The organism is Actinopolymorpha sp. B9G3 (genome assembly GCF_040120725.1).
Classification (GTDB): domain Bacteria; phylum Actinomycetota; class Actinomycetes; order Propionibacteriales; family Actinopolymorphaceae; genus Thermasporomyces.
Genome location: NZ_JBEEAB010000001.1, coordinates 81402 through 104813, shown reverse-complemented (window position 1 = coordinate 104813; position 23412 = coordinate 81402). Strand labels below are relative to the sequence as shown.

Below are 23412 nucleotides of genomic sequence, written 5' to 3'. Positions count from 1 at the left end.
GGCGTGATCATTCCGGCCCGCGAACGGGGTCGTCCCGGCGTACGGAAGAATTCAGCGCACCATGACCGCGCAGGTGCAGCGATGACTGATCAGGCGGGGCGTTCGACCGATCCGACCGGGCCCCAGCTCAGGGCCGCCGCGGACACGTTCGACCTGCTCTCGGCGCCGACCCGGCTGCACCTGGTCTGGCTGTTGGCCCGCCACGAGTACGACGTGGGAACCCTCGCCGAGCACACCGGTGCCACCGTGGCGGCCGTGAGCCAGCATCTGGCGAAACTCCGGCTGGCCGGTCTGGTCACCGCCCGCAAGGATGGCCGCCGACACATCTATGCCGTGGAAGACCCGCACGTGCTCACCCTCGTCGACCAGATCTTCTCCCACATCGCGCCAGACGGGTCTCTCGCGCCCGACCCACCGACCCCGACCCACCCCAGTCGGCGCCCGAGGCGCTGATACCGCCGGCTTCCGGTCAACCCCTCCGGGCGCTACGAGCGCCGCCCTGCGTACGATCGGGTGCGGCGTCAGCCGACACGAAACGCACCGCCAGCGCCCGCCCGACCCGGGGCGGAGCCAAGTCGGCGCCCGGCCGGGCGGCTGGGCAGGACGTGCTCCGCCGCGAAGACGTGCCCGCAAGAAATGAGGTCCCGTGCTCGCCCTGAGGCGTACTCCTCGACTCGCCGTACTTGCCGCTGTCGTCGCCGCCGGACTCACGCTCACCGGCTGTGGATCGCTGTCCAATCCCAGCGCGGCGGCTCAGGTCGGCGGCGAGACCATCTCGGTGTCGTTCCTGCAGAAGCAGCTCGAGGAGATCCTCGACCACTCGGCACGCGCCAGCGATGTTCCGGGCGGGCAGGTCAACCCGAGCACGGCCGAGCTCGCCGAGAACCAGCGCGCCCTCCTCCAGCAGCTGATCAACGACAGCCTGATCACGGAGACCGCCGACCGGCTCGGTGTCACGGCCAGTCGGGCCGACATCGACAAGGTGGAGGACGAGATCCGGGCCCAGCAGGTGTTCATCCCCGGCGACATGCGCGAGGAGTTCGCCCGGTGGGTGGCACTTCGCCGCGAGCTCAACGCCAGCCTGCTCGGCAAGACGCCAGCGAGCCAGGCTGACCAGGCCAAGGCCGACCAGCTTCTCGGCGAGCAGATGCGCCGGACCTCGCGTGAGGTCGGTGTGACGGTCAATCCGAGATACGGCAGGTGGGACGGCGCGCAGCTGCTGCCGGGCGGCCAGCTGGTCGAACCCAGCGAGACGGAGCAGCCGCAGCTCCCGCCGGCCGGGCCCTGACCAGCGGTTGACGAACGGGCCCCGTGACTGTGACGCCGCCGTGGCTGGGACCCCCGTGACTGGGACCCTCGCATCGGGACGGCTGCATCGTGACGGCTGAAGGTTCCGATCCGACACCGGCGGGACGTCTCACGCTGCTGCTGACCAGCCCTCGGGTGGCGCCGGGCCTGTTGTCCTGGCCGGCCTGGGAGCGGCTGCGCCGGGCCGACCGCGTACTCACCGACGATCCGGATCATCCGCAGCGCCCGCCGCTGGATGCCGCCGGGATCGCGGTGGAGCACGCATTCGTCCCTGCACATGGCGCCGGCGACCCGGTGCCCGCCGCGGCCGCGCCGGCCCCGGCGCTCGCCCGATGGCTCCTCGACGAGGCCGCGTCCGGAGTCGAGCTGGTCTGGCTGGCCCCTGACGACGGCGCCGGCGAGCTCGGGCGCGCACTCGCCCACCTGCTCGCCGAACGCGCCGATGCGGGCGCCTCGGTCGTGCCTGAGCTCGAGGTCGTTCCTGCGTCGTACGACCTGCCCGGTGCCCGGCTCCTCGACCTGGTCGCCGTCATGGACCAGCTGCGCGCCCACTGTCCGTGGGTGCGGGAACAGACCCACCGGTCGCTCGTCCGTTATCTCGTCGAGGAGTCGTACGAAACCGTCGAGGCGATCGAGACGGGTGACCGTACGCACCTGCGGGAGGAACTCGGCGACCTGCTGTTCCAGGTGGTGTTCCACGCCCGACTGGCCGAGGAGGGCGCCGCGGGCGAGGGCGGGGCCGACGACGGCGAGCGAGGGGAGACGTGGACGATCGACGACGTGGCCGGTGACCTGGTGGAGAAGCTGATCCGCCGGAACCCGCACGTGTTCGGCGAGACGCGGCGAGAAACCGGCCCTGGCGATGTCGCCGAGATCGAGAACGTCTGGGACCAGCTCAAGGCCGAGGAGAAGCGGCGAACCTCCGCGGTGGAGGGCGTCCCCCTCGCCCTGCCGGCCCTGACGCTGGCCGACAAGCTTCTGGGGCGTACGCAGCGAACCGGGCTGGCCATTCAGGGCCCGCGCGTCACAGCAGCCGAGGCGACCGGGGAGCCGCTCACCGCCGAACGGCTGGGCGAGCTGCTGTTCGCACTTGTCGAGCAGGCACGGGCGGCCGGTGTCGATCCCGAGCAGGCGTTGCGGGACGCCTGCCGCCGGTTCGTCGCGGCCGTCGAAGTTGCCGAAGCGCCGCCGGCCGCAGGGTCGGGCGAGGCTTCCGAAGGCGCTGGAGGCGGCGACGCCCCTGGGCCATAGCGGCGGGGTGGCGCAACTGCCCGTGTGCGAGCCCGTGCGCGATGCGGTTTCGAAGCGGTGATGGTGCGGGTCGGTTCGTCCAGCCTCGAGGTGGCGCCGTTAGGCTCGAGCCCGTCAATCCAGTAGCGCAGCACCGGGGGCGCGAGCGCTCACATCCGTACCGCAATCAGGACGTACCTGGAGGAACCCACGTGGCCACGATCGATGCCGTGACCGCCCGCGAGATTCTGGACTCGCGTGGCAACCCCACCGTCGAGGTCGAGGTTGGTCTCGACGACGGCACCATCGCGCGGGCGGCGGTCCCGTCAGGTGCGTCGACCGGTGCGTTCGAGGCGGTCGAACTGCGCGACGGTGACGAGGCGCGTTACGGCGGCAAGGGCGTCGAGCGGGCCGTGACCGGCATCGTCGACGAGATCGCCCCGGAGCTGGTCGGCTACGAAGCGAGCGAGCAGCGGTTGGTCGACGCTCGGCTGCTCGACCTCGACGGCACCCCCAACAAGGCCCGGCTCGGCGCCAATGCGCTGCTCGGTGTCTCGCTCGCGGTCGCGCGCGCGGCTGCGGACTCGGCCGATCTGCCGCTCTTCCGCTACATCGGCGGCCCGAACGCCCACCTGCTGCCGGTGCCCATGCTCAACATCGTCAACGGCGGCGCGCACGCGGACAACGACGTCGACTTCCAGGAGTTCATGATCGCGCCGATCGGCGCGGCGACCTTCGCGGAGGCGCTGCGCTGGGGCGCCGAGACCTACCATGCGCTGAAGTCCGTGCTCAAGGGGCAGGGACTGTCGACCGGACTCGGCGACGAGGGCGGCTTCGCGCCCAACCTGCCGTCGAACCGGGCCGCGCTCGACCTGATCGGTCAGGCGGTCGAGAAGGCGGGTTTCTCCTTCGGCTCCGACATCACGGTGGCGATCGACGCGGCGGCGACGGAGTTCTACGACGCGGAGAAGGCGAAGTACGTCTTCGAGGGCGGGGAGAGGTCGGCCGCGGAGATGGCGGCGTACTACTCCGAGCTGCTCGCCGCGTACCCCCTCGTCTCCCTCGAGGACCCGCTGGCCGAGGACGACTGGGCAGGGTGGGGCGAACTCACCAGGGCGGTGGGCGCCAAGGTGCAGCTCGTCGGCGACGATCTCTTCGTCACCAACCCGGAACGGATCGCCCGAGGGATCGTGGAGAGCTCCGCCAACTCCGTCCTCATCAAGGTCAACCAGATCGGCACGCTGACCGAGACGCTCGACGCGGTGGAAATGGCGCACCGGTCCGGGTTCACCACGATGATCAGTCACCGGTCCGGCGAGACCGAGGACACCACGATTGCCGACCTGGTGGTCGCGACGAACTCCGGCCAGATCAAGACCGGCGCGCCGGCGCGGAGCGAGCGGGTCGCGAAGTACAACCAGCTGCTGCGGATCGAGGAGGAGCTGGACGACGCCGCGCGGTACGCCGGGCGGCTGGCCTTCCCGAGGTTCGCGGGGGCAGAGGACAGCTGACCTCGCTCTGCTGCCGGGTCACTGAGCTCGTGGCGACGGGCCAGCGTTGACGGGTCGGTGTTGACGGGTCGGCGTTGACGGGTCGGTGTTGACGGGTCAGGCACGGGTCGTACGCACTGACAGAAGGGGCGGAGGTCTCGTGGGCGAGGGGCGCAGGGACCGTGGTCCCCGACCGGGTGGCGGTGGGCCGCGCCGCGGTCGTCGCACCCCTGCCTCGCCGGGACGCGGCGCACGGGGCGGCACCGGTCCGGCTCGCGCACCGCGGCGGGCGAGCGCCCCGGGCAGTCCAGGTCGTGCTGAGGCCGACGCGGATCGGGCCGGACGCGGACCCGCCCGGCCGACCGGCGGGCGACCGGCGGCTGGTCGTGGTGGCGACCGGCAGCAGCGGAAGGACGCGGAAGCCGCCGAGACACCGTCGAGACGGACTGGACTCACCGGCCGCGCCGCGATCCTGGCGCTGGTGCTGGCCGCGTTGATCGTGTCGTACGCCTCCAGCCTGCGGGCCTGGTCCGAGCAGCAGTCCAGGCTGACCGAGCTACGCGCCGAAGCCGCCGAACGCAGGGAACGCGTGGCCGAACTCGAAGGCGAACTCGAACGCTGGCGCGACCCTGCCTATGTCGAGGCGCAGGCCCGGGAACGGTTCGGTTGGGTGATGCCGGGCGAGATCGGATATGTCGTGGTGGGGGCGGACGAGCGGGCTCCGGCAGACCAGTCGGGGACGAAGCCGTCGGGAGACGACGAGCGTCCGGCGTGGTGGAGCGCCCTGTGGGGCAGCGTCGAACGGGCCGGGAACCCACCGCGGCCGAGTTCGACCGCCACCCGTCCCGAACCCGCCGCCACGATCGACCCAGGCCCGGCCGAACCGCCCGCCGACCGATGACGGTGGGACGGTGGCGAGGCAGGCCCCAACTGATCCCATGAGCACCGAGCAGCACGGCCAGCGGGAGCGACCCGACGAGGCCGACGTGGCCGCGGTCAGCCGGCAGCTGGGGCGGCCCGCGCGTGGGGTCCGCGGCGTCGCCCACCGCTGTCGCTGCGGTCTGCCGGATGTCGTGGAGACCGAGCCGCGCCTACCGGACGGCACTCCGTTCCCCACGACGTTCTACCTCACCTGCCCGCGGTTGGCGTCCGCGATCGGGCGGCTCGAGGCGAGTGGACTGATGCGCGAGTGGACGCAGCGCCTGCGCACCGATCCGGAGCTCGCGGCAGCCTACGCCCGCGCACACCAGCGCTACGTCGACCACCGGACGGCGATCGACGACGTACCCGAGATCGCCGGCGTCTCGGCCGGTGGCATGCCCGACCGGGTGAAGTGCCTGCACGCCCTGGTGGCGCACGCCCTCGCCGCCGGACCGGGGGTCAACCCCCTCGGCGACGAGGCGCTCGCGCTGTTGCCGGACTGGGCGGCCGACGGCCCCTGCGTGGGCGTCGGCCGGACCCCGGACTGACCTCAGGGGTACGTGTACCTGCAGGACACCGAGGTTTCCGCGGGGTTGCGGCCGGAGTCTGACGTGGCGACGCAGCCTGGTGCGGGGCCAGGGCCTGGTGCCAGGGCATGGCCGAAGCCTAGATACTGAGCTGTGCGGGCCGCTCGCGGGAAAATGTAAGGATTCGGCGCACCTGGATCCACGAGGCGTAGTCCCGGCGGGTGAGCCTCACCAGCTATCCCATCGACCAGACCGGAAGGCGAGTGTCCACGTGCGAGTTGCGGCCATCGACTGCGGGACGAACTCCATCCGGTTGCTGATCGCGGATGTCGACGCCGGGTCGGCCGAATCCGGCTCCGGGCGGCTCGTCGACGTCGAACGCCGGCTGGAGATCGTCCGGCTGGGCCAGGGTGTCGACCGGACCGGGCGCTTCGCGGCGGAGGCATTGGCGCGCACGTTCGACGCCTGCCGGCGCTACGCCACGCTCATCGACTCCTCGGGCGCCGAACAGGTCCGGTTCGTCGCCACCTCGGCCACCCGGGACGCAGCGAACCGGGAGGAGTTCATGACGGGTGTGCGGGACCTGCTCGGCGTCGAACCCGAGGTCATCTCGGGCGAGGAGGAAGCGCGGCTGTCCTTCGCCGGTGCTACGAGGGAGCTCGCCGGCCGGGGATTCCCCACACCACACCTCGTGGTCGACATCGGCGGAGGCTCGACCGAGTTCGTTCTCGGCGGTACTGGTGACCTGCCGACCGTGGCCGGACCGCAGGCCGCCATCTCGGTCGATCTGGGATGCGTACGCCTGACCGAGCGGTGCCTTCCGAGCGACCCACCGGCGGACGCCGAGATCGCGGCAGCGCGCGCGGAGGTCGACCGGCAGCTCGACAAGGCGGGGTTGACAGTGCCATTCGAGGAGGCCCGCACGCTGGTCGGCCTCGCCGGCACGGTGACCACGGTCGCCGCGATGGCCCTCGATCTGTCGTCGTACGATCCTGACCGCCTCCACCACGCGCGGATCCCGGCGACGGCCGTGCACGCGGCGTGCGCGCGGCTGCTCGCCATGGACCACGATGAGCGGCGGCGCCTGCCGTACATGCATCCCGGCCGGGTGGACGTGATCGGCGGTGGCTCGCTGATCCTCGACGGCATCGCCGCCCGGGTCGCGCCCTTCCTCGACCACGCCGAGGTCGTCGTCAGCGAACACGACATCCTGGACGGCATCGCGTGGTCCTGCGAAGGCCCCGAGGAGTTGATCCCGTGCGCGTTCTGATCTCGGTGGACATGGAGGGCATCGCCGGTGTGGTCGACGGGACGGACGTGCGGCCGGGGGAGCGGGAGTACGAACGCAACCGGCACCTCATGACGGCGGAGGCCAACGCGGCGATCCGTGGGGTTCTGTCCCATGCCCCAGAGGCGGAGATTCTTGTCAGCGACGCGCACGCGCAGTTTCGCAACCTGCTGCCCGAAGTTCTCGACCGGCGCGCCCGGTTGCTGCGCGGCAAGCCGAAGCCCGGCGGCATGATGGCGGGAATCGAGTCCGGTGTCGACGTGTGCCTGTTCGTGGGTTACCACGGCCGGGCGGGCACGCCGGTGTCGGTGCTCGCCCACACGGTGAGCAGCGCGGTGATCGCCGAGGTCCGCGTCGACGGTGCGACCCTCGGCGAGATCGGCCTGAACGCCGCCCTCGCGGCCCACCATGACGCTGTTCCCGTGCTCGTGACCGGCGACGACACGGTGGCCGCTGAGGCGGCGGCGGTGGTCCCCGGCATCCACACGGTCGAGGTCAAGCGTGCGCTCGGCGCACACGCGGCAGACTCCCTGCATCCGGAGGAGGCGTGCGTGCGCATCGAAGCGGCGGTTCCAGGCGCGATCGAAGCCCGGGAGTCGGTGACGCCGCCGCGTTACGACCGTGCCGTGTCTCTCGAGGTCGATGTCCTCACGCCGGCGATGGCGGACCTCGCGTTGCTGGTGCCCGGCATGGAACGCACGACCGGGACGACCTTGCGCTACGGTGCGCCGGACTTTCCCACGGCGCACCGGCTGGTCTCGCTGATCGCCGTCCTGGGGCGTGCCGCATGACCGGTCGGTACGCCGTGAGGGGACGTACGGCGTGACGGAGGAGCGGCCGCATCCGGTGACTGAGGCGGCCTACGCCAGTCCGGTGCCGCCGGGAACCGGCTGGCCGGACGATCCGGCCGCATCGGACACGCCGGTCGCGCAGCGTGCCGCCGACGTGGTGCGCCTTGCGCGGTCGGCCACCGACCTGCACGAACTCACCGCCCGGCAGTCGGTGTGCCGCGCGTGCCCGCGACTCGTCGAGTGGCGCGAGCAGGTGGCGCGCGAGCGCCGCCGGGCCTACGCGGACGAGCCGTACTGGGGCCGCCCCGTGCCCGGCTGGGGCGATGACGCGCCGCGGATTCTCATCGTCGGTCTCGCGCCGGCGGCGCACGGCGGCAACCGGACCGGGCGGATCTTCACCGGCGACCGTTCGGGGGACTGGCTCTTCGCGTCGCTGCACCGGGTAGGCCTGGCGGCGTCGCCGACGAGCACGTCGGCCGGCGACGATCAGCGGCTGCTCGGCGTCCGCGTCGTCGCGGCGGTTCGGTGCGCGCCGCCTGCCAACAAGCCCTTGCCGGTCGAGCGGGACGCCTGCTTTCCCTGGCTGGCCCGAGAGGTGGAGTTGGGCGCGCCGACGGTCAGTGCCGTGGTGGCGTTGGGGTCCTACGCCTGGGACTCCGCGCTACGGGCGCACGCGGCCGTGGGATACGTCGTACCGAGACCGAAGCCGAAGTTCGGCCACGGCGCCGAGGTCGAGCTGCCGCGGGGTGCCGAGGGGGAGCGGTTGCGCGAGGCCGGGACGGTTCTCCTGATCGGCTCCTACCATCCGAGCCAGCAGAACACCTTCACCGGCAAACTCACCGAGACGATGCTCGATGGCGTTTTCACGCGTGCCAAGACGTACGCCGGGTTGTAAGGGCGGGAAGGGCGTACCGCTTGGATACAGGGCAACGCGATGATGTGCGCGGAAGAAGGCGATGGGGTGCATACAGGGAGGTAGGCGGCATGGTGACGTTCGACGATGTGGCGAGCTTGGTCGCGGAGTTGCCCGAGACGGCGGAATTCGAACGTCACGGCAACCGAACCTGGTCGGTCGGCGGCAAGGCGTTCGCGTGGGAGCGGCCGTTCAGCAAGGCGGACCTGAAGCGGTTCGGTGACGCGGAGCCGCCCGACGGTCCCATTCTCGCTGTTCGGGTCGAGGATCTCAGCGAGAAGGAAGCGGTGCTCGCCGCGCAGACCGACGCGTTCTTCACGATCCCCCATTTCGACGGGTACTCCGCGGTTCTGGTCCAGTTGTCCAAGGTGTCGGAGGCGGCCCTGCGGAACGCCCTGCTCGATGGCTGGTTGGTCTTCGCGCCGCCGGAGCTGGCAGCCACTCAGGTGCCACCGGAGACTGGTTGATCCGTGCGCGGTCGATCGACCAGACTTCGGGGATGATCGGACGATGGCACGGCCTGGTGATCGACTGTCCGGATCCTGACCAGCTCGCGACGTTCTATGCCGAACTACTCGGGATGATCCGCGTACAGGACGAAGGAGACTGGGTGGTCATTGGTGACGCGGCGGACCGGCCCGGACTGGCTTTCCAGGGCACCGACGACTATCGACCTCCGCGCTGGCCAGATCCCTTGTATCCGAAGCACATGCACCTCGATGTGCGGGTGGACGATCTCGACGAAGGCGAGCGGAAGGTGCTTGCCTTGGGTGCGGTCTGCCAGTACCGACACGAGACCTGCAGGGTCTACCTGGACCCGGCCGACCACCCGTTCTGTCTCATCACTCAGTAGCCGTGCGCACCGCTCTGCTGAGGGCTCGGGCCATACGCAGAGAATCCTTCATGAACACGGGTCAGTGGCCGAGAAGGCCGGCGATACGGAGGACGGCGTCGAGGGCAGGGAGGACCCGGGCGGGTTCCATCCGGCCCTGCCAGTAGACCAGCAGGTCGGTGCCGTGCAGGCTCCAGTTCGGCGCCATGCCAGCCAGATGTGCCCGCACCATCGCGGGGCCGATGATCTTGCGGACAGCCTCGGGATGCGTACTCCTGACCCGGTAGTCACTGTCGAACTCGGCGATGCCGACCTCGGTGTCGTCCGGTCCGGTGAGCCAACGCCACATCCGCGAGCCTGAGCCGCGTGCGGCGACCTCGATGCCGGGATAGGTGTACGGCAGATGGATGACACACGCGACGAAGTCATGGCTGTCCGTCGTGACCTGGGTCTGGCCGTTGACGTAGCTGGTGTTGCTGGTCTGGTACGTGTACTCCGCCACGCTCACCGGCCGGTCGCGGTAGACGCCGGTGAAGAGGCAGCGGATGCCGCGGGGGTTCGCCCCGGGAAGCCGGACCGTCCAGGGGACTTCGACGCTTCCGGCGTACGTCGTCCAGCCGATCGAGGTGGCCCACTGCGCGAGGGACTCGAGGCGGCGCTGTTCGCGACCCTGCGCGAGCATGACGAGGGGCACCGTCAGCGTGATCAGGACGGCGATGAGGGCGATGATGATGACGGCGATGATCGCGCCCACGAGACAACCCTCCCCCCTCGCTCCTTCGAGCTTAGATCCTCGTGCGGGGGATCGTCGGGGATCGAAAGGCCCGACCCAAATGATGCTTGTGAAAACTTTCACGAAGCGCTAACGTGGGTGACATCGAAGAGCTAAGCCCAGGAGGTGAATGGGACGTGCACACCAAAGCCGTCCTCATCGCCGGTGGCGGCTATGTCGGATTGTATGCCGCACTTCGGCTCCAGAAGGCCCTGCGCCGCGACCTCGCGAAAGGCACCGTCTCGATCACGGTCGTCGATCCCCGGTCGTACATGACCTACCAGCCATTCCTCCCCGAAGCCGCGGCCGGAAACCTCGAACCACGCCACGTGGTCGTCGCCCTCCGGCGTCTGCTGCCGCGGGTCAAGGTGATCACCGGCCGGATCGCAGCGATCGACCACGCCAGCCACACGGCTCGGATCGAACCCTGCGCCGGCACGCCCTACGACGTGCACTACGACGAGCTCGTGGTCGCCCTCGGGTCGGTCGCCAGGACACTCCCCATCCCGGGTCTCGCGGAGCACGCCATCGGCTTCAAACAGGTCGAGGAGGCGATCCAACTCCGTAACCACGTGCTCGACCGGCTCGACATCGCCGAGTCGACCACCGACGAACGGATCCGCCGGCGGGCACTCACCTTCGTCTTCGTCGGCGGAGGGTACGCAGGAGTCGAGGCGATGGCCGAGCTCGAGGACATGGCCCGCTACGCGACCCGCTACTACGAGCGCGTCAAGTCGAGCGACATGCGCTGGGTCCTCGTCGAGGCCGCCGACCGGATTCTCCCCGAGGTCGGCGCGGATCTCGGCCGCTACACCGTCGATCGACTTCGCGAACGCGCGATCGACGTCAAGCTGAACACCCTGCTCGAGTCGTGCGTCGACGGGCACGTCGTGCTCTCCGACGGCAGCCGGTTCGAGTCCGACACCCTCGTCTGGACGGCAGGTGTCAAGGCCAACCCGGTCCTCGCCGCGTCCGACCTCCCGCTCGACGACAAGGGTCGGATCAGGGCGGCGGCCAACCTGCGAGTGGTGGGCCTGCCCGATGTCTGGGCGGCCGGCGACGCGGCGGCCGTGCCCGACCTCTCCGGTCCCGAGGGTGCGCTCTGCAGTCCGTCCGCCCAACACGCGGTGCGGCAGGCGAAGGTCCTGGGTGACAACCTCGTCCGGGCACTTCGCGGCAAGCCCCTTCGCGACTACCGGCACAGCCACGCCGGTTCGGTCGCGAGCCTCGGCCTGCACAAGGGCGTCGCCCAGGTTTATGGCGTGAAGCTCAAGGGCTGGCCGGCATGGTTCATGCACCGCACTTACCACGTGAGCCGGATGCCCACGCTCAACCGCAAGATCCGGATCATCTCCGACTGGACGCTCGCGCTGTTCTTCCGCCGCGAGATCGTGTCGCTCGGAAACCTGCAGCGGCCGCGGGAGGAGTTCGTCCGCAGCGCCATGCCCCGCCAGGTGTCGCACACCGATGCCGTAGAGCAGGGTGCCGTAGAGCTGGCGGCGGTCGAGAGGCAGGCGGCGAAGCGTTGAGGCGGCCGGACGCGGGCCGCACACCGGAGATAACCTCGGACTGCACGGCGCCGCCGCCTACCACGCGGGTGTCGTACAGATAGTGGGGGGAAGTCGTGGTCGGTCCTGTCGTCGCCGAACGTCTGCATGACGCCTTGCAACGGCTGTTCGGTCGGGAGGCGCCGGTCCGGATCCACGCGTGGGACGGATCGATCGCCGGCCCCCTCGACGCGCCGGCCGTCCGGGTCCACAGCCGCCGGGCTCTGCGTCGACTGCTGTGGCGCCCGGACGAGCTCGGCCTCGTCCGCGCCTACGTCGCCGGTGAGGTGGACGTCGACGGCGATCTGCTCGACGCCCTGGAGCGGCTGGCGCCATTTGGTCGTTCGATCGGCCGGCGGCCGGATCTCACGCCGGCCGACCGCAGTGAGCTGCTACGCACCGCGGTGCTTCTCGGCGCGGTGGGCCCGCATCCGAAGCCGCCGCCGGAGGAGATCAGCGGAGCCGAACGTCGGCACTCGATCGTCCGCGACAAGACGCTGAGTGGTGCGCACGACGGGCCGCTCGGCGCCGCCCTGCGGGCGCAGGTGTTCGGTTCCACGCTCGTCCATTCCAGCGCCTACTGGACCGATCCGGCGGGCACTCTCGACGATGCGCAGCGCGCGGGCCTCGACCTGGCGTGCCGCAAGCTCGGCTTGACAGAGCCGGGTCCGGCCGGCGCTGACGGAGCGCGGGTGCTCGACGTGGGCTGTGGCTGGGGTTCGTTCCTGCTGTACGCCGCCGAGCACTACGGCGTCACCGGCGTCGGTATCACACTCGCGGCCGACCAGGTGGAGCTCGCCACCAAGCGGGCAGTGGATGCGGGGCTCGCCGACCGGGTGGAGTTCCGACTCGCCGACTGGCACGAACTCGACGACGGGCCCTATGACGCGATCATCGCAAGCGGCCTCGCGGAGTACGTCGGGTCGGCGCGGCTCGCGGAGTACGCCCGGACCCTCCGTGGACTCCTGCGCCCGGGCGGCCGGGCGCTGCTGCACCAGGTCAGCCAGCGCGGCGGCGACGAGGTGGTGCCGGAGCGGTCGTTCATCGATGCGTACGTGTTCCCCGGCGCGGAGATCCTGACGCTCGGCACGATTGTCGACACCTTCGAACGCGCTGGCCTGGAGATCAGGGACCTGGAGTCGTTCCGGGAGCACTACGCCCGGACGTTGCGGTCCTGGGTAGCCAACCTCGAAGCCGGATGGGACTCCTGCACGTGGCAGCTGTCACCGGGGCGGGCCCGGGTCTGGCACCTCTACCTCGCGGTGTCGGCGCTCGCCTTCGAGCTGGCCCGGATCAGCGTGCACCAGCTGGTTGCCGTTCGTACGCACGGAGACGGCCGCTCGGACTTCCCGCCCACCCGCACGAGCTGGACCCTCCCCGTCTCGCCGGAATGACCGCACAGTCGGCCGATCAGTTCAGGGCGCCGAGAACGAGGCCCCGGCGGATCGAACGCTGCGCGATGATGTAGGTGAGGACCGGCGGAATCGCGGCCATCAACAGGCCGGTCACCAGCAGAGGCGTATCGCCCCCGAAGCGCTGTACCGTCGTCGCCACCCCGAGCGTCACCGTCGCCTTCTCCTCCGACTGCAGGAACACCAGGGGAGTGAGCAGGTCGTTCCACCACGCGGTGACGGCGAAGATGGTGATCGTGACGATGCCGGGGACGCTCATCGGGATCACGATCCTGCGCATGATCTGGAAGTAGCCCGCGCCGTCGACCCTCGCCGCCTCGAGGAGTTCGCGGGGGAGGCTCCGCATGAACGCCGACAGCAGGAACAGCGAACCAGGCAAGGCGGTCGTGGCCCACAACAGGATCACCGACGCCGGATGGTCGATCAGGCCCAGCCGGGCGAAGAGGACGTAGTCGGGGATGATGAACGTCACCCCAGGGATCGCCAGGCTGGAGATGAACGCCATGAAGAGCAGCCGCCGCCCGGGGAACTCCAGCTTGGCGAAGGCGAAGGCCGCCGGCACCGCCGCGACGACGCAGATCACCCACGCGAGGGCGATGTAGCTCACCGAGTTGGCGTACAACCGGACGATGTCGAACCTCGCGAACATCGCGGCGAAGTTCTCGACGTAGGTCACCGTCGCCGGCAACGACAGCGGGTCGCGGATGTAGTCCGCCTGGCTCTTCAGGCTGGTGGCGAGCATGAAGAACAACGGGTAGATCGCGAAGACCGCGACGATGGTGAGCAGTCCGGTGATCGTGCTTCGTCCAACCAGCCGCGTGGTCCTGCCGACCGACCCGCCGCCGACCGGTGTCGCGCTGCGACCGCTCACCTCACCCGCCCTACCTCTCCACCGAGTAGCGCTCGAAGTTGCGGATCTGCAACCACGCGATCGACACGACCAGCGCGAGCAGGACGACCGAGAGCGCCGAGGCGTAGCCGAGTTCGCCGTTCTCGAAGGCGCTGAGGTAGATCTGGTAGTCCAGCGGCGTCGTCGAGCGCCCCGGCCCTCCGCCGGTGATCGTGTAGACGAACGAGAACAGCCCGATGAAGACATAGACCGTATTGGTGACGAGGAAGTACGTGATGGCGGGCGCCTGCATCGGCAGCACGATCCGGAAGAGCCGGCTCCACCAGCCCGCGCCGTCGATCTGGGCGGCCTCGATGACCTCCCCCGGCATCGCCGACAGTCCGGCGAGGAAGATCAGGATGCCCTGGCCGAGCGTCTGCCAGTAGAACGCGGCGATGAGCACGAGGAACGCGGTCACGGTCGACGCGAGCCAGTCGACGGCCAGGGCGTCGAGCCCCACCCGTGTCAAGGCGGTGTTGACGACGCCTTCCGGGGCGAAGAGGCTGCGCATCAACAAGCCGACGATCACCGCGGACAGGATCGTCGGCAGGTAGAAGACCGAACGGAAGAACTGGGCTCCGGGCGTTCCCTCGTGCAACAACACCGACACCGACAACGTGATGACGAGAATGAACGGGATGGAAAGAAAGAAGACGAGGTTCGTACGCAGGTACTCCCAGATGTCACCGGACCCGAACAGCTGCTGGTAGTTCTGCGTACCCACCCAGGTGGTGACGATCCCGTTCCACTCGGTGAAGCTGTGGTAGATCGCGGTCGCGAGTGGATACCACATGAGCAAGGCGACGAGGACGACTGCCGGGATGACCGACACGATCCCGATCACGGCCTCGCGTCTCTTGAGCCCGTGGCGTGGTCGCTGGCGCACCGGTGCCATGGTGCGTTGCCTGCTTCGCAGATCGACGTCGGCGGGCATGCGCAAAGGTCGTGTCTAGTTCTTCGCGGCGATCTCGTCGCGCTTCGCGTCGGTACGGGTGAGGAACTCGGCCGCGGAGATCTTGCCACCCCACGCGAGTTGTGCCTGCGCGAGGATCTCGTCGACGAGTTCGGTCGGCCAGATGTTGTCGGCGTAGAAGACGAACTTCTCGTTCACCCAGCGATACTGCTGCTGGTACAGCGGATCGGAGTAGATCTCGGTCGGGTCGAGTCCCACCGCGTTCGGGATGGGCGTGGTTTCCCCGCCGGCGATGCGCTGCTGCTGTTCCTCGGCGCTGACCAGGTGCTTGATCAGGCGTACGGCCTCGTCCTTGTTCTTCGAGTAGTTCGTCACCACGAGGGCCCCGCCCGGTCCGCCGATGCCGGTGCCGGTCACCGAGACCGACGAGCTGACATCGGGCAGCGTGGTCATCACGATGTTGTCGCCGAGTGTCGAACGCAGGTCGGGAATCGCCCACGCTCCCTCGACGACAGCGGCTGCCTTGCCCGCGGCCAGCCGGCTCTGCGCCTGACCGCCGTCCATGGTCGGCGCGCCCGGAACGGTGTAGTCGAGGAGTTGCAGCCACTTCGTCACGACGTCCTCGATGGCGGGATCGGCGAAGTCCCGGTCACCGGCACCGAGTTCGTGCAGCCCCGCCTCGCCGCCGACGACCTGCGCGATCCAGTAGAAGAGCGTGAACGCCGTCGAGTTGTACTTTCCGAGGGCCAGGGGGGTGACGCCGGTGCGCTTGATCCGGTCGAGCAGGTCGATCCAGGCGTCCCAGCTCATGGGGGTGTCGCCGATCTCCGTGCCCACCTTGGCGAGCACCCGGCGGTCGAAGTAGAGCGCGCAGATGCCGTCGTTGCCGGAGGGTACGCCGTAGATCGTGCCCTTGCCCGGCTCGAATCCTTCGGTGACGGCGGCCCAGCCGGTCAGCTGGTCGCGTTCGGCGGCGGTGAAGTACTCGTCGAGCGGTTCGAGGTAGTCCTTGACGCCGAACGTGTAGGCGCCTGACCACAGCGACGCGACGTCCGGTCCGTTGCGGGCCACCCCGGCGGCGCGGAACTTCGTGAACATCGGGAGGTCGCCGGGCAGGTCGCTCACCTTCGCGGCCAGCTTGGTGTCCTTGCTGAACCGCTGGGTCGAACGGACGACCCAGAACTCCCCGCGCTTCTTCGTCTTCTCGGTGTCGGAGGAGGTGGCGTAGACGGCGTTCCAGAACGCCAGGCCCTCCTCGTCGCCGCCGCTCGCGCCCCCGCCACAGCCCGCCGCGCCGAGACTCGCGAGGCCGGCGGCGCCGAGCCCGAGTCCGCCCAGCCTGAGGGCGTGGCGGCGCGAGTACACCGGCGGAGAGGTTCTGGTCGGGCGGGCCATCCCCGGGGGACGCGTGGTCAGGAGCGGAGTGTCCGAGGACGAGTGGGGCGCGCGGGTCATGAGGTCGCCGACTTTCACTCAGTGAAGGAGACTGTTACTGTGTAGCAGGGGACCATTAACCACCCGAGCGCTTCGTTCCGTCAAGAGTCCGGCGTACGCCCCTGTGTGGGTGGTCGCGAGACCACCGTGGGAGCTCGCTCCAGTCACTGGGTAACGTGCGGACTCGCGAACGAAGCCGACCTTCGCGAAGCGAAGCGAGCAGGACCTGGAGGAGCCGGTGGCCGAGAGCCTCCAGGGCATCGACCGGCTGGTCCGGATCTTCGAGGCGGTAGCGGCCGGACCGGCATCGCTGTCCAGGATCGCTGCCGAATCCGGGTTGAGCGACGCCACGGCGTTGCGCTACCTCGCGAGCCTCGTGTCCCACGGCTTCCTCGAGCGCGACCCGGTGAGCCGGCACTACCGCATCGGTATGCGGATGTTCCTGCTCGGGCGCAGCGCCATCGGCGGCCGCGACTTCATGGCCGTCGCCACGTCGGTGATGGCTCGGCTGGTCCAGGAGGTCGACGAGACCGTCAACCTCGGCGCCCGCGCCGGCGAGGACCTGGTGATCGTCCACGCGCTCGAGAGCTCGCAGCCGATCCGCAAGGGCGCCGCCGTGGGGGAGAAGGACGACTGGCACGCCTCGGGGCTCGGCAAGGCCATCCTCGCGACGTTGCCGCAGGTCGAGATCGAGAAGCTCCTCGACCACCACGGCATGCCCGAGCTGACCCCACGGACCCTCACCTCGGCCGACGACCTGCTGCGCGACCTCGCCCGGGCCCGCGCGCGGGGGTTCGGCGTGGACGACGAGGAGTCCGTCGAGGGCCTGCGCTGCGTCGCCGTCCCGATCCGCGACGCGAGTGGTTCCGCGCGCTATGCGATGAGTGTCAGCGCGCCGAGCTACCGCCTCCCGCACGGCCGCCTGAACGACGTGGGTGGTGCGCTGCGCGCACATGTGCAGGTGCTCGAGGCCATGCTCGACTACCACCCCGACCATGACCGAACGAAGTGAGGTCATGCATCAGCACGGACCGAACGAAGTGAGGTCATGCATCAGCACGGGCCGAACGAAGTGAGGTCATGAACCAGGACAGGACCAGTCGCCGAGGTGACCGATGAGCCGCACCAAGACCCAGCCCCTGCGAGTCGGTATCGCCGGCGCCGCGCGTGGCGCCGGATTCGTCGCCGGCCTCCGGTCGGTGGCCGACGAGGCGTTGCTCCACGCGGTCTACGATCCCGATCGCGACGCCCGCAAGCGGTTCGCGGCCGAGCACGGGGTCGAGGTGGAGTGCGAGAGCTATGCCCACCTGCTCGACCACGCCGACCTCGTGGTTGTCTCATCGCCGCAGCACCACCACGTGCCGCAGGCCGTCGCCGCCCTCGACGCCGGCATCCACGTGCTGTCGGAGGTCCCGGCCGCGGTGTCGCTGGAGCAGGCGTACGACCTGCTGGCCGCCTGCCGCCGCAGCTCCGCCCGCTACATGCTTGCCGAGAACTACTGCTACATCCGTTCCAACCTGGTCGTCCGCGAGATGGCGCGACGGGGCGTGTTCGGTGAGCTGTACTACGGCGAGGGCGAGTACCTCCACGAGCTGAAGGGACTCTCCCGCCACGCCGACGGCCGGCCGACCTGGCGCTACTACTGGCAGCACGGCCGCGCCGGCCATCCGTACCCGACCCACAGTCTCGGCCCGTTGTTGCAGTGGTTCGGCGATCGGGTCACCGCGGTGAGCTGCGTCGGCACGGGTCGGCACACCGCGCCCGAGTTCGAGCTCGACGACACCGTGCTCCTGTTGTGCCGCACGTCGCGCGGTGCGCTGTTGCGGATCCGGTACGACACACTGTCGAACCGTCCGCACCTCATGGACTACTACTCCGTCCAGGGCACCGAGGGCGGGTACGAAGCGGCCCGGGCGGCGGGTGAGCAACCGCGCGTCCACGTCCAGGGGCGGAGCCTGGCCGGGAGCTGGGAGCCGCTGGACACCTATGCCGAGGAGTTCCTCCCCGACCGCTATCGGCAGCCGCCACCGGGTGCGGTCGGGCACTGGGGCGCCGACGCGTGGCCGATCGTGGAGTTCGTCAAGGCGGTACAGGGTGGGACCGACGTACCTGTCGACATCTACGCTGCCCTCGAGATGTCGCTGCCGGGTGTCGTCTCCGAGCGCTCGTATGCGGAGAACGGCGCCTGGCTCCATGTTCCGGACCCGCGCATGATCACAGCGGGGATCGGCACCGAGCCCGGTCGGGAGGCCCCCCTTGCCTGAGACGCAGTTGCACATGGTGTGGCCCGCCGGTCGCGTTCTCGCGGAGGACGCGCTGGGACTACCCGAGGGGTACGCCCTCGAGCCGGCCGGATCCGACCACCTGCCCGCGTTCCGCGAACTGATGGCCAAGGTCGCCCTCGGGCAGTGGAACGACGAGAACCTCGCGCGGGTCCGCGCCACCGTCGTACCGTCGGGGTGGCAGGTCGTCCGCCACCAGGCGACCGGTGCGCTGGTCGCGACCGGCATGGCGCAACTGAACCCGATCGCCGACCTGTATCCCGAGGGCCACGAGGTCGGCTGGATCGCCGCGCACCCGGACCACGGCGGTCGGGGACTGGGCCGCGTGATCACGGCCGCCGCGGTCGCCCGACTGCTCGACGTCGGCGCCACTGAGATCTATCTGCGCACCGACGACTACCGGTTACCCGCGATCAAGGCCTACCTGCGGCTCGGATTCGTACCCCACCTGTGGGCGGACGGCATGGTCGAACGCTGGCGGACGGTGTGCGACCGGCTGGACTGGCCCTTCGAGCCGCCCACCTGGCCCGGCGGGGATCAGCGACACTAGTCTCAGCTCGCAAGCGGCCCGGCCCCCGTAGCCCAACTGGTCGAGGCGGCCCACTTAAAATGGGTGTCAGTTCTGTGGGTTCGAATCCCACCGGGGGCACGCATTCTTCGTCGAGGCGAACCGCGGTGTCGTGGGTTGTCCCGCGTGGCGTCTCACAGTCGCCGCCCCAGATGTGCGGGCACATGAGACGAGTCCCGGTCCCAGGGACTGAGCGCATCCGAATCGCCTGGTTTGGTACGAGCTAGAGTTTTTGTGCAGTCGCGGCAACTCACAGCTTCGCTGTTTTCCGGATCGGCAGGCTCGCCTGTCTCGTCAGTGTCGCCCGGGGGAGGAGGACGGTGCAGCCGCTAGAGCGCGGTGATCCGGACCGGATCGGCGACCACCAGCTTCTGGCCCGGCTGGGTGAAGGCGGGATGGGCGTCGTCTACCTCGGACAGACGCTCGGTGGCCGCAAGGTCGCGGTCAAGGTCATCCGGCGACGGTTCGCCGACGACACGGAGTACCGCGCACGGTTCCGCCGCGAGGTGAGGGCCGCCGGCGCGGTGAGCGGTCTGTTCACCGCTCCTGTGCTCGATGCCGGACCAGACGACCGGCCGCCGTGGCTGGTGACCTCGTACCTCCCCGGGATGTCGTTGTGGGACGCGGTCGTACGGTTCGGTGCGGTACCTCCGGATCCCGTACGCCTGTTGGCGATCGGTCTGACCGAGGCCCTCGTGGGGATCCATGCGGCCGGCGTGGTCCACCGCGACCTGAAACCGGGCAACGTGATGCTGACCGCCGGTGGGCCCCGGGTGATCGACTTCGGCATCGCCCGGCCGACGGATGCCACCGCCATCACGCAGGCCGGCATGGTGGTCGGCTCGATCGGCTTCATGTCGCCCGAGCAGGCTTCTGCCGGTGCGATCGGCCCGGCCAGCGACGTCTTCGCCCTCGGTTCGGTCCTGGTGTACGCCGCGACCGGGAGGGAGCCGTTCGGGACCGGGTCCCCGGCGGCCACGTGGGGCCGGGTCGCTCGTGCGGAGGCCGATCTCCGCGGCCTCGAGCACCATCCTCTGTTCGAAGGGATCGCTGCCTGCCTGCGGCTTCGGCCGGAGGAACGACCGTCTGCCGCCGACCTGCTGGCCCGGTGGGTACGCCTGGGCCACGGCACGGAGTCGTTGCAGGGAACGGGTTGGCTGCCACCGGCCCTGGCGCAGGAGGTCGACCGGCGGGCCGGTGAAGCTCTCGACCTTCCCTCGCTGCTCCGCCCGGTTGGACACGGCGACGGGCCCGGACACGGCGACGGGCCCGGACACGGCGACGGGCCCGGACACGGCGACGGGCCCGGACACGGCGAGGTGCTCGGACACGGCGCTGTGCGCGCGCCTGGTCGGGACGCGGCCGCCGCGGCTGCCGCGGCCATGGGTGCGGCAACCGCCGAGCCGGTGGGACCGAACGTCGCCGATCTGGATTCGGGTGCCGGTCCGGATGCCCCTGACGCGCGCGCACCCAGGTCGGCACGCCCGAGCCGGCGGGTGCTGGTCAGCGCGGGTGCCGGTGTCGCCGGCCTGCTCGCCACTCCCGCGCTCGTCGCGCTGTGGCGGAACCGGGACCCCAACGGCTGGGGCGGCTTGGGATCGCCGTCGCGGACCGGTTCGCCCTCGGGTTCGGCATCAATTCCGCCGTCCGGCGAGTCGTCCGGCGCGAGGTCCCGAACGCCATCAAGCCGGCCGTCGACGGAGCAACCTCCGACGCCGACCGGCCCACCGCCCAAGGCTGACCTGCGGTGGAGGATCCCGGTGGCCGGCCCGGACTCGGACTCGTACCCGAACCTCGGCGTCGCGCGCGGGATGGTGCTGGTGTGGAACGACTCGCACGTACGCGGGATCGATCCGCACACGGGCGGGGTCCGGTGGAGGCGCGTCGCGAACGAGACGCTCGGCGGGATCGCCGGTGGTGTGGCGTACGTGATCGGTTCAGAGAGTTCATCGGCGTGGCAGGTCTCCGCGATCAACGCCACCTCCAACGCGACGCGGTGGGTGTACAAACCGTCGACGGGTGAGTACCTGTGGCACGGCCCGGCGGTGACCGGATCGGTGGTCTGCTTCGGCGGCGACCGGATCCGGGCTCTGGGCGTACGCGACGGGAGGCCGCGATGGACGGTCGACGTCAGTGCGGACAACGGCCTCGCGGCGGGTGACGGACTCGTGGCCGCGGTCGGCGCTGGGCTTGTCGGGGTGGACGCCCGCGCCGGCCGGAGGAGATGGACCTACGCCGTGGACGACGGGCTCTACCCGCACATCGCGTACGGCCACGTCTTCCTCTGCGACGGGTCGGGCACGTTGCACGCGGTCCGCGCGGACAACGGGCAGGCTGCCTGGCAGCGGCCGAACTCCCACAGCAGTCTCGGGCTCCAGTTCGGGGCCGGGATGCTGTATCTCGGCACCACCGACGGCAATGTCTTCGCTCTCGATGCCGCCACCGGATCGCAGGTCTGGTCGCGCCGACTGGGCAAGGGCGAGGGAGCCGCGTTCCGCCAGGCGAACGCGCTCCGTCTGTCGGGAGACAGGCTGTACGCCGCGTGCCCGAACCAGACGGTCTACGCGCTCGACGCGGCCAACGGCCTTGTGCTGTGGACGTACGCCATCGATCCGACGCTCAGCTCCGGTCCGGTGAGCACCGCCGGGCTGGTGTTCGTCGGCACGAGCGGACAGGTGCATGCTCTCGTTCCACCGACTGGAGGTGACAGTGGAGCCACTCGAGCCAGGTGATCCGCGTGCGATCGGACAGTGCCGGATCCAGGCCCGGATCGCCACCGGCGGCATGGCCAACGTCTACCTGGGCAGGTCGGCCGGCGGGCGCGCCGTGGCGGTCAAGGTGATGCACGACGACTTCGCCGGCCAGCAGGACTACACCGACCGGTTCCGGCGGGAGGTTGCTGCGTTGCGGGCGGTGGGTGGGGGACACAACCCGGCCGTGCTCGAGGCGGATCCCGATGCCGCGGAGCCGTGGCTCGCGACCGAGTTCGTACCGTCGGTGACGTTGCGGGATGCCGTACGCATGTGCGGCCCGCTGACCGCCCAGTCGGTCTGGCCGCTGGCCGCCGGTGTCGCCGAGGCGATGTCGGCGATCCACCGCGCCGGGTTCGTCCACCTGGATCTCACACCGGCCAACGTGATGCTCACCCGGGACGGGCCGCGGGTCATCGACTTCGGGATCGCCCGCGAGCTCGACCCGGACGGTTTCGCCGTCACCGGCACTCCGGCCGGTTCGCAGGGTTTCATGTCACCGGAGCAGTTGGCTGGCGGACAGGTCGGCCCGGCGAGCGACGTCTTCTCCTTCGCAGCGATGGTGACGTACGCCTGCACCGGCACCGCCCCCGGTGTCGGCGCCGGACCCGCGGGAGCCGACGGGATCAGCGACGACGCCTTGCGAAGCTTGGTCGCGGACTGCCTGCGCGACGATCCATCGACCCGCCCGACGGTGCCCGAGCTGATCGCTGCGCTGGGTTCGTTGACGCGGGACGGCCAGATCTCCGACCGGCTGTGGCTTCCGCCCGCGGTGACGGCCGGCATCGACAGGAGTGCCGACGAGGCTGCCAACCCGCCAGCTGCCGTACGACCCGGTGGCGTACGCCCAGTCGCCGTACCCCCGGGAGACGCGCGGCAGGACGACCTCCCGCCAGCAGCCCAGATGCCAACGCCCGACGGCGAGAGGCCCACAAGGCGCTGGATCGCCCGATCGCCGGTGCTGGTCGGCGTCGCGGCCGCCATCGCAGCGGCCGTCGTGACAGCCGCGGCGGTCGGCATCCGAACCTCGGTGTCGTCCGAACCGCGGGAACCGTCGGACTCCCTCGCGTCCACCTCAGAACCGGGCGCTCCGCGATCGACCACGAAGGCGTCGCCATCGACGCCGAGCCCCACGGGTTCACCGACCCCTACAGAGTCGCCGACGCCGAGTGCCTCCCGTACGCCGCGCATCCTGGAGTTCCGGTTCACCGGGGACGGCACGCTCACGAATCTGACCTACATCGTGAACGGCCGTTCCAAGACGGTGAAGGACGTCGAGCTTCCGTGGCGGGTTTCCATCGACCTGCCCCAGGCGCCGGAGCAGTTCGAGTGGCAGCTCGCGTACCAGGTGGCGGGGAACATGGAATATCGCGTCCTGCAGGACGGGGCGGACGCCGGGAGCGGGTGGAGCACCGGGGGCGAGGGAACGGCCGGCGGCACCCTCGTCTATCGCCCGACGGCACCGAAAGCGGGTGGCTAGTGACGGGCGGGTGACGGTGGACATTATCGGCACTTTGGTGGCTCAGTTCGTACGCCAGGAGAGTA

General features: G+C 70.1%; 22 protein-coding genes and 1 tRNA gene. 19 read left to right on the top strand and 4 right to left on the bottom strand.

All coding sequences use genetic code 11. The features are described from left to right. Nucleotides 1-81 precede the first annotated feature (81 nt). From ABNF93_RS00475 to ABNF93_RS00425, 11 genes are all read left to right on the top strand, one after another. Nucleotides 82-453 (top strand): ArsR/SmtB family transcription factor, encoded by a 372-nt coding sequence (locus tag ABNF93_RS00475; protein ID WP_349325452.1) that lies wholly within the window; start codon nt 82-84, stop codon nt 451-453. A gap of 193 nt (nt 454-646) precedes the next feature. Continuing rightward, nucleotides 647-1288, top strand: coding sequence for a SurA N-terminal domain-containing protein (locus tag ABNF93_RS00470; protein WP_349325451.1), 642 nt, complete (start codon nt 647-649; stop codon nt 1286-1288). 89 nt (nt 1289-1377) lie between these two features. Next, on the top strand, nt 1378-2559 hold the full coding sequence (locus tag ABNF93_RS00465) for a nucleoside triphosphate pyrophosphohydrolase (RefSeq protein ID WP_349325450.1): 1182 nt from the start codon (nt 1378-1380) through the stop codon (nt 2557-2559). 191 nt (nt 2560-2750) lie between these two features. Further along, nucleotides 2751-4049 carry a phosphopyruvate hydratase gene (eno, locus tag ABNF93_RS00460; RefSeq protein WP_349325449.1) on the top strand — a complete coding sequence of 433 codons (1299 nt, stop codon included), beginning with the start codon at nt 2751-2753 and terminating at the stop codon, nt 4047-4049. Between the two features lie 460 nt (nt 4050-4509). Then, complete coding sequence (locus ABNF93_RS00455; protein WP_349325448.1) at nt 4510-4929, top strand: FtsB family cell division protein; 420 nt, start codon at nt 4510-4512, stop codon at nt 4927-4929. Nucleotides 4930-4966: 37 nt separating this feature from the next. After that, on the top strand, nt 4967-5497 hold the full coding sequence (locus tag ABNF93_RS00450) for a DUF501 domain-containing protein (RefSeq protein ID WP_349325447.1): 531 nt from the start codon (nt 4967-4969) through the stop codon (nt 5495-5497). Between the two features lie 250 nt (nt 5498-5747). Next, nucleotides 5748-6746, top strand: coding sequence for a Ppx/GppA phosphatase family protein (locus tag ABNF93_RS00445; RefSeq protein ID WP_349325446.1), 999 nt, complete (start codon nt 5748-5750; stop codon nt 6744-6746). Beyond that, nucleotides 6734-7555: a M55 family metallopeptidase gene (locus ABNF93_RS00440; protein ID WP_349325445.1), complete on the top strand. Its 822-nt coding sequence runs from the start codon at nt 6734-6736 to the stop codon at nt 7553-7555. The genes ABNF93_RS00445 and ABNF93_RS00440 overlap by 13 nt, the downstream gene beginning before the upstream one ends. A gap of 55 nt (nt 7556-7610) precedes the next feature. Then, on the top strand, nt 7611-8450 hold the full coding sequence (locus ABNF93_RS00435; protein ID WP_349325444.1) for a uracil-DNA glycosylase: 840 nt from the start codon (nt 7611-7613) through the stop codon (nt 8448-8450). An 89-nt stretch (nt 8451-8539) separates the two neighbouring features. Next, nucleotides 8540-8935, top strand: coding sequence for an MmcQ/YjbR family DNA-binding protein (locus ABNF93_RS00430; protein ID WP_349325443.1), 396 nt, complete (start codon nt 8540-8542; stop codon nt 8933-8935). 32 nt (nt 8936-8967) lie between these two features. Beyond that, nucleotides 8968-9321 carry a VOC family protein gene (locus tag ABNF93_RS00425; protein WP_349325442.1) on the top strand — a complete coding sequence of 118 codons (354 nt, stop codon included), beginning with the start codon at nt 8968-8970 and terminating at the stop codon, nt 9319-9321. Nucleotides 9322-9382: 61 nt separating this feature from the next. Here ABNF93_RS00425 and ABNF93_RS00420 read toward each other — a convergent pair whose 3' ends face one another. Continuing rightward, nucleotides 9383-10054, bottom strand: coding sequence for a hypothetical protein (locus tag ABNF93_RS00420; protein ID WP_349325441.1), 672 nt, complete (start codon nt 10052-10054; stop codon nt 9383-9385). A 113-nt stretch (nt 10055-10167) separates the two neighbouring features. Here ABNF93_RS00420 and ABNF93_RS00415 point away from each other — a divergent pair, with 113 nt between their 5' ends. Then, nucleotides 10168-11601: an NAD(P)/FAD-dependent oxidoreductase gene (locus ABNF93_RS00415; RefSeq protein ID WP_349325440.1), complete on the top strand. Its 1434-nt coding sequence runs from the start codon at nt 10168-10170 to the stop codon at nt 11599-11601. 95 nt (nt 11602-11696) lie between these two features. After that, complete coding sequence (locus tag ABNF93_RS00410; protein ID WP_349325439.1) at nt 11697-13013, top strand: class I SAM-dependent methyltransferase; 1317 nt, start codon at nt 11697-11699, stop codon at nt 13011-13013. 16 nt (nt 13014-13029) lie between these two features. On the opposite strand, the gene ABNF93_RS00405 is transcribed toward ABNF93_RS00410, so the two are convergent. From ABNF93_RS00405 to ABNF93_RS00395, 3 genes are all read right to left on the bottom strand, one after another. Then, nucleotides 13030-13902: a carbohydrate ABC transporter permease gene (locus ABNF93_RS00405; protein WP_349325438.1), complete on the bottom strand. Its 873-nt coding sequence runs from the start codon at nt 13900-13902 to the stop codon at nt 13030-13032. A gap of 10 nt (nt 13903-13912) precedes the next feature. Further along, entirely contained in the window at nt 13913-14806 is an 894-nt protein-coding gene (locus ABNF93_RS00400; protein WP_349325437.1) for a carbohydrate ABC transporter permease, read from the bottom strand. A gap of 63 nt (nt 14807-14869) precedes the next feature. Then, a complete protein-coding gene (locus tag ABNF93_RS00395; RefSeq protein ID WP_349325436.1) occupies nt 14870-16198 on the bottom strand; it encodes an ABC transporter substrate-binding protein in 1329 nt (442 codons plus the stop codon). Nucleotides 16199-16505: 307 nt separating this feature from the next. On the opposite strand from ABNF93_RS00395, the gene ABNF93_RS00390 reads away from it, so the two are divergent. The 6 genes from ABNF93_RS00390 (at nt 16506) to ABNF93_RS00365 (ending at nt 23347) form a co-directional block, all read left to right on the top strand. Beyond that, a complete protein-coding gene (locus tag ABNF93_RS00390; RefSeq protein WP_349325435.1) occupies nt 16506-17279 on the top strand; it encodes an IclR family transcriptional regulator in 774 nt (257 codons plus the stop codon). Nucleotides 17280-17382: 103 nt separating this feature from the next. Beyond that, nucleotides 17383-18531, top strand: a complete 1149-nt coding sequence (locus ABNF93_RS00385) for a Gfo/Idh/MocA family protein (RefSeq protein ID WP_349325434.1) — start codon at nt 17383-17385, stop codon at nt 18529-18531. Then, nucleotides 18524-19099, top strand: coding sequence for a GNAT family N-acetyltransferase (locus ABNF93_RS00380; RefSeq protein WP_349325433.1), 576 nt, complete (start codon nt 18524-18526; stop codon nt 19097-19099). Before ABNF93_RS00385 ends, ABNF93_RS00380 begins: the two co-directional genes overlap by 8 nt. Before the next feature lie 21 nt (nt 19100-19120). Next, nucleotides 19121-19198 (top strand) — tRNA-Leu (locus ABNF93_RS00375). Nucleotides 19199-19437: 239 nt separating this feature from the next. Further along, nucleotides 19438-21849, top strand: a complete 2412-nt coding sequence (locus tag ABNF93_RS00370; RefSeq protein ID WP_349325432.1) for a serine/threonine-protein kinase — start codon at nt 19438-19440, stop codon at nt 21847-21849. Next, on the top strand, nt 21821-23347 hold the full coding sequence (locus tag ABNF93_RS00365; protein WP_349325431.1) for a serine/threonine-protein kinase: 1527 nt from the start codon (nt 21821-21823) through the stop codon (nt 23345-23347). Before ABNF93_RS00370 ends, ABNF93_RS00365 begins: the two co-directional genes overlap by 29 nt. Nucleotides 23348-23412 lie beyond the last annotated feature (65 nt).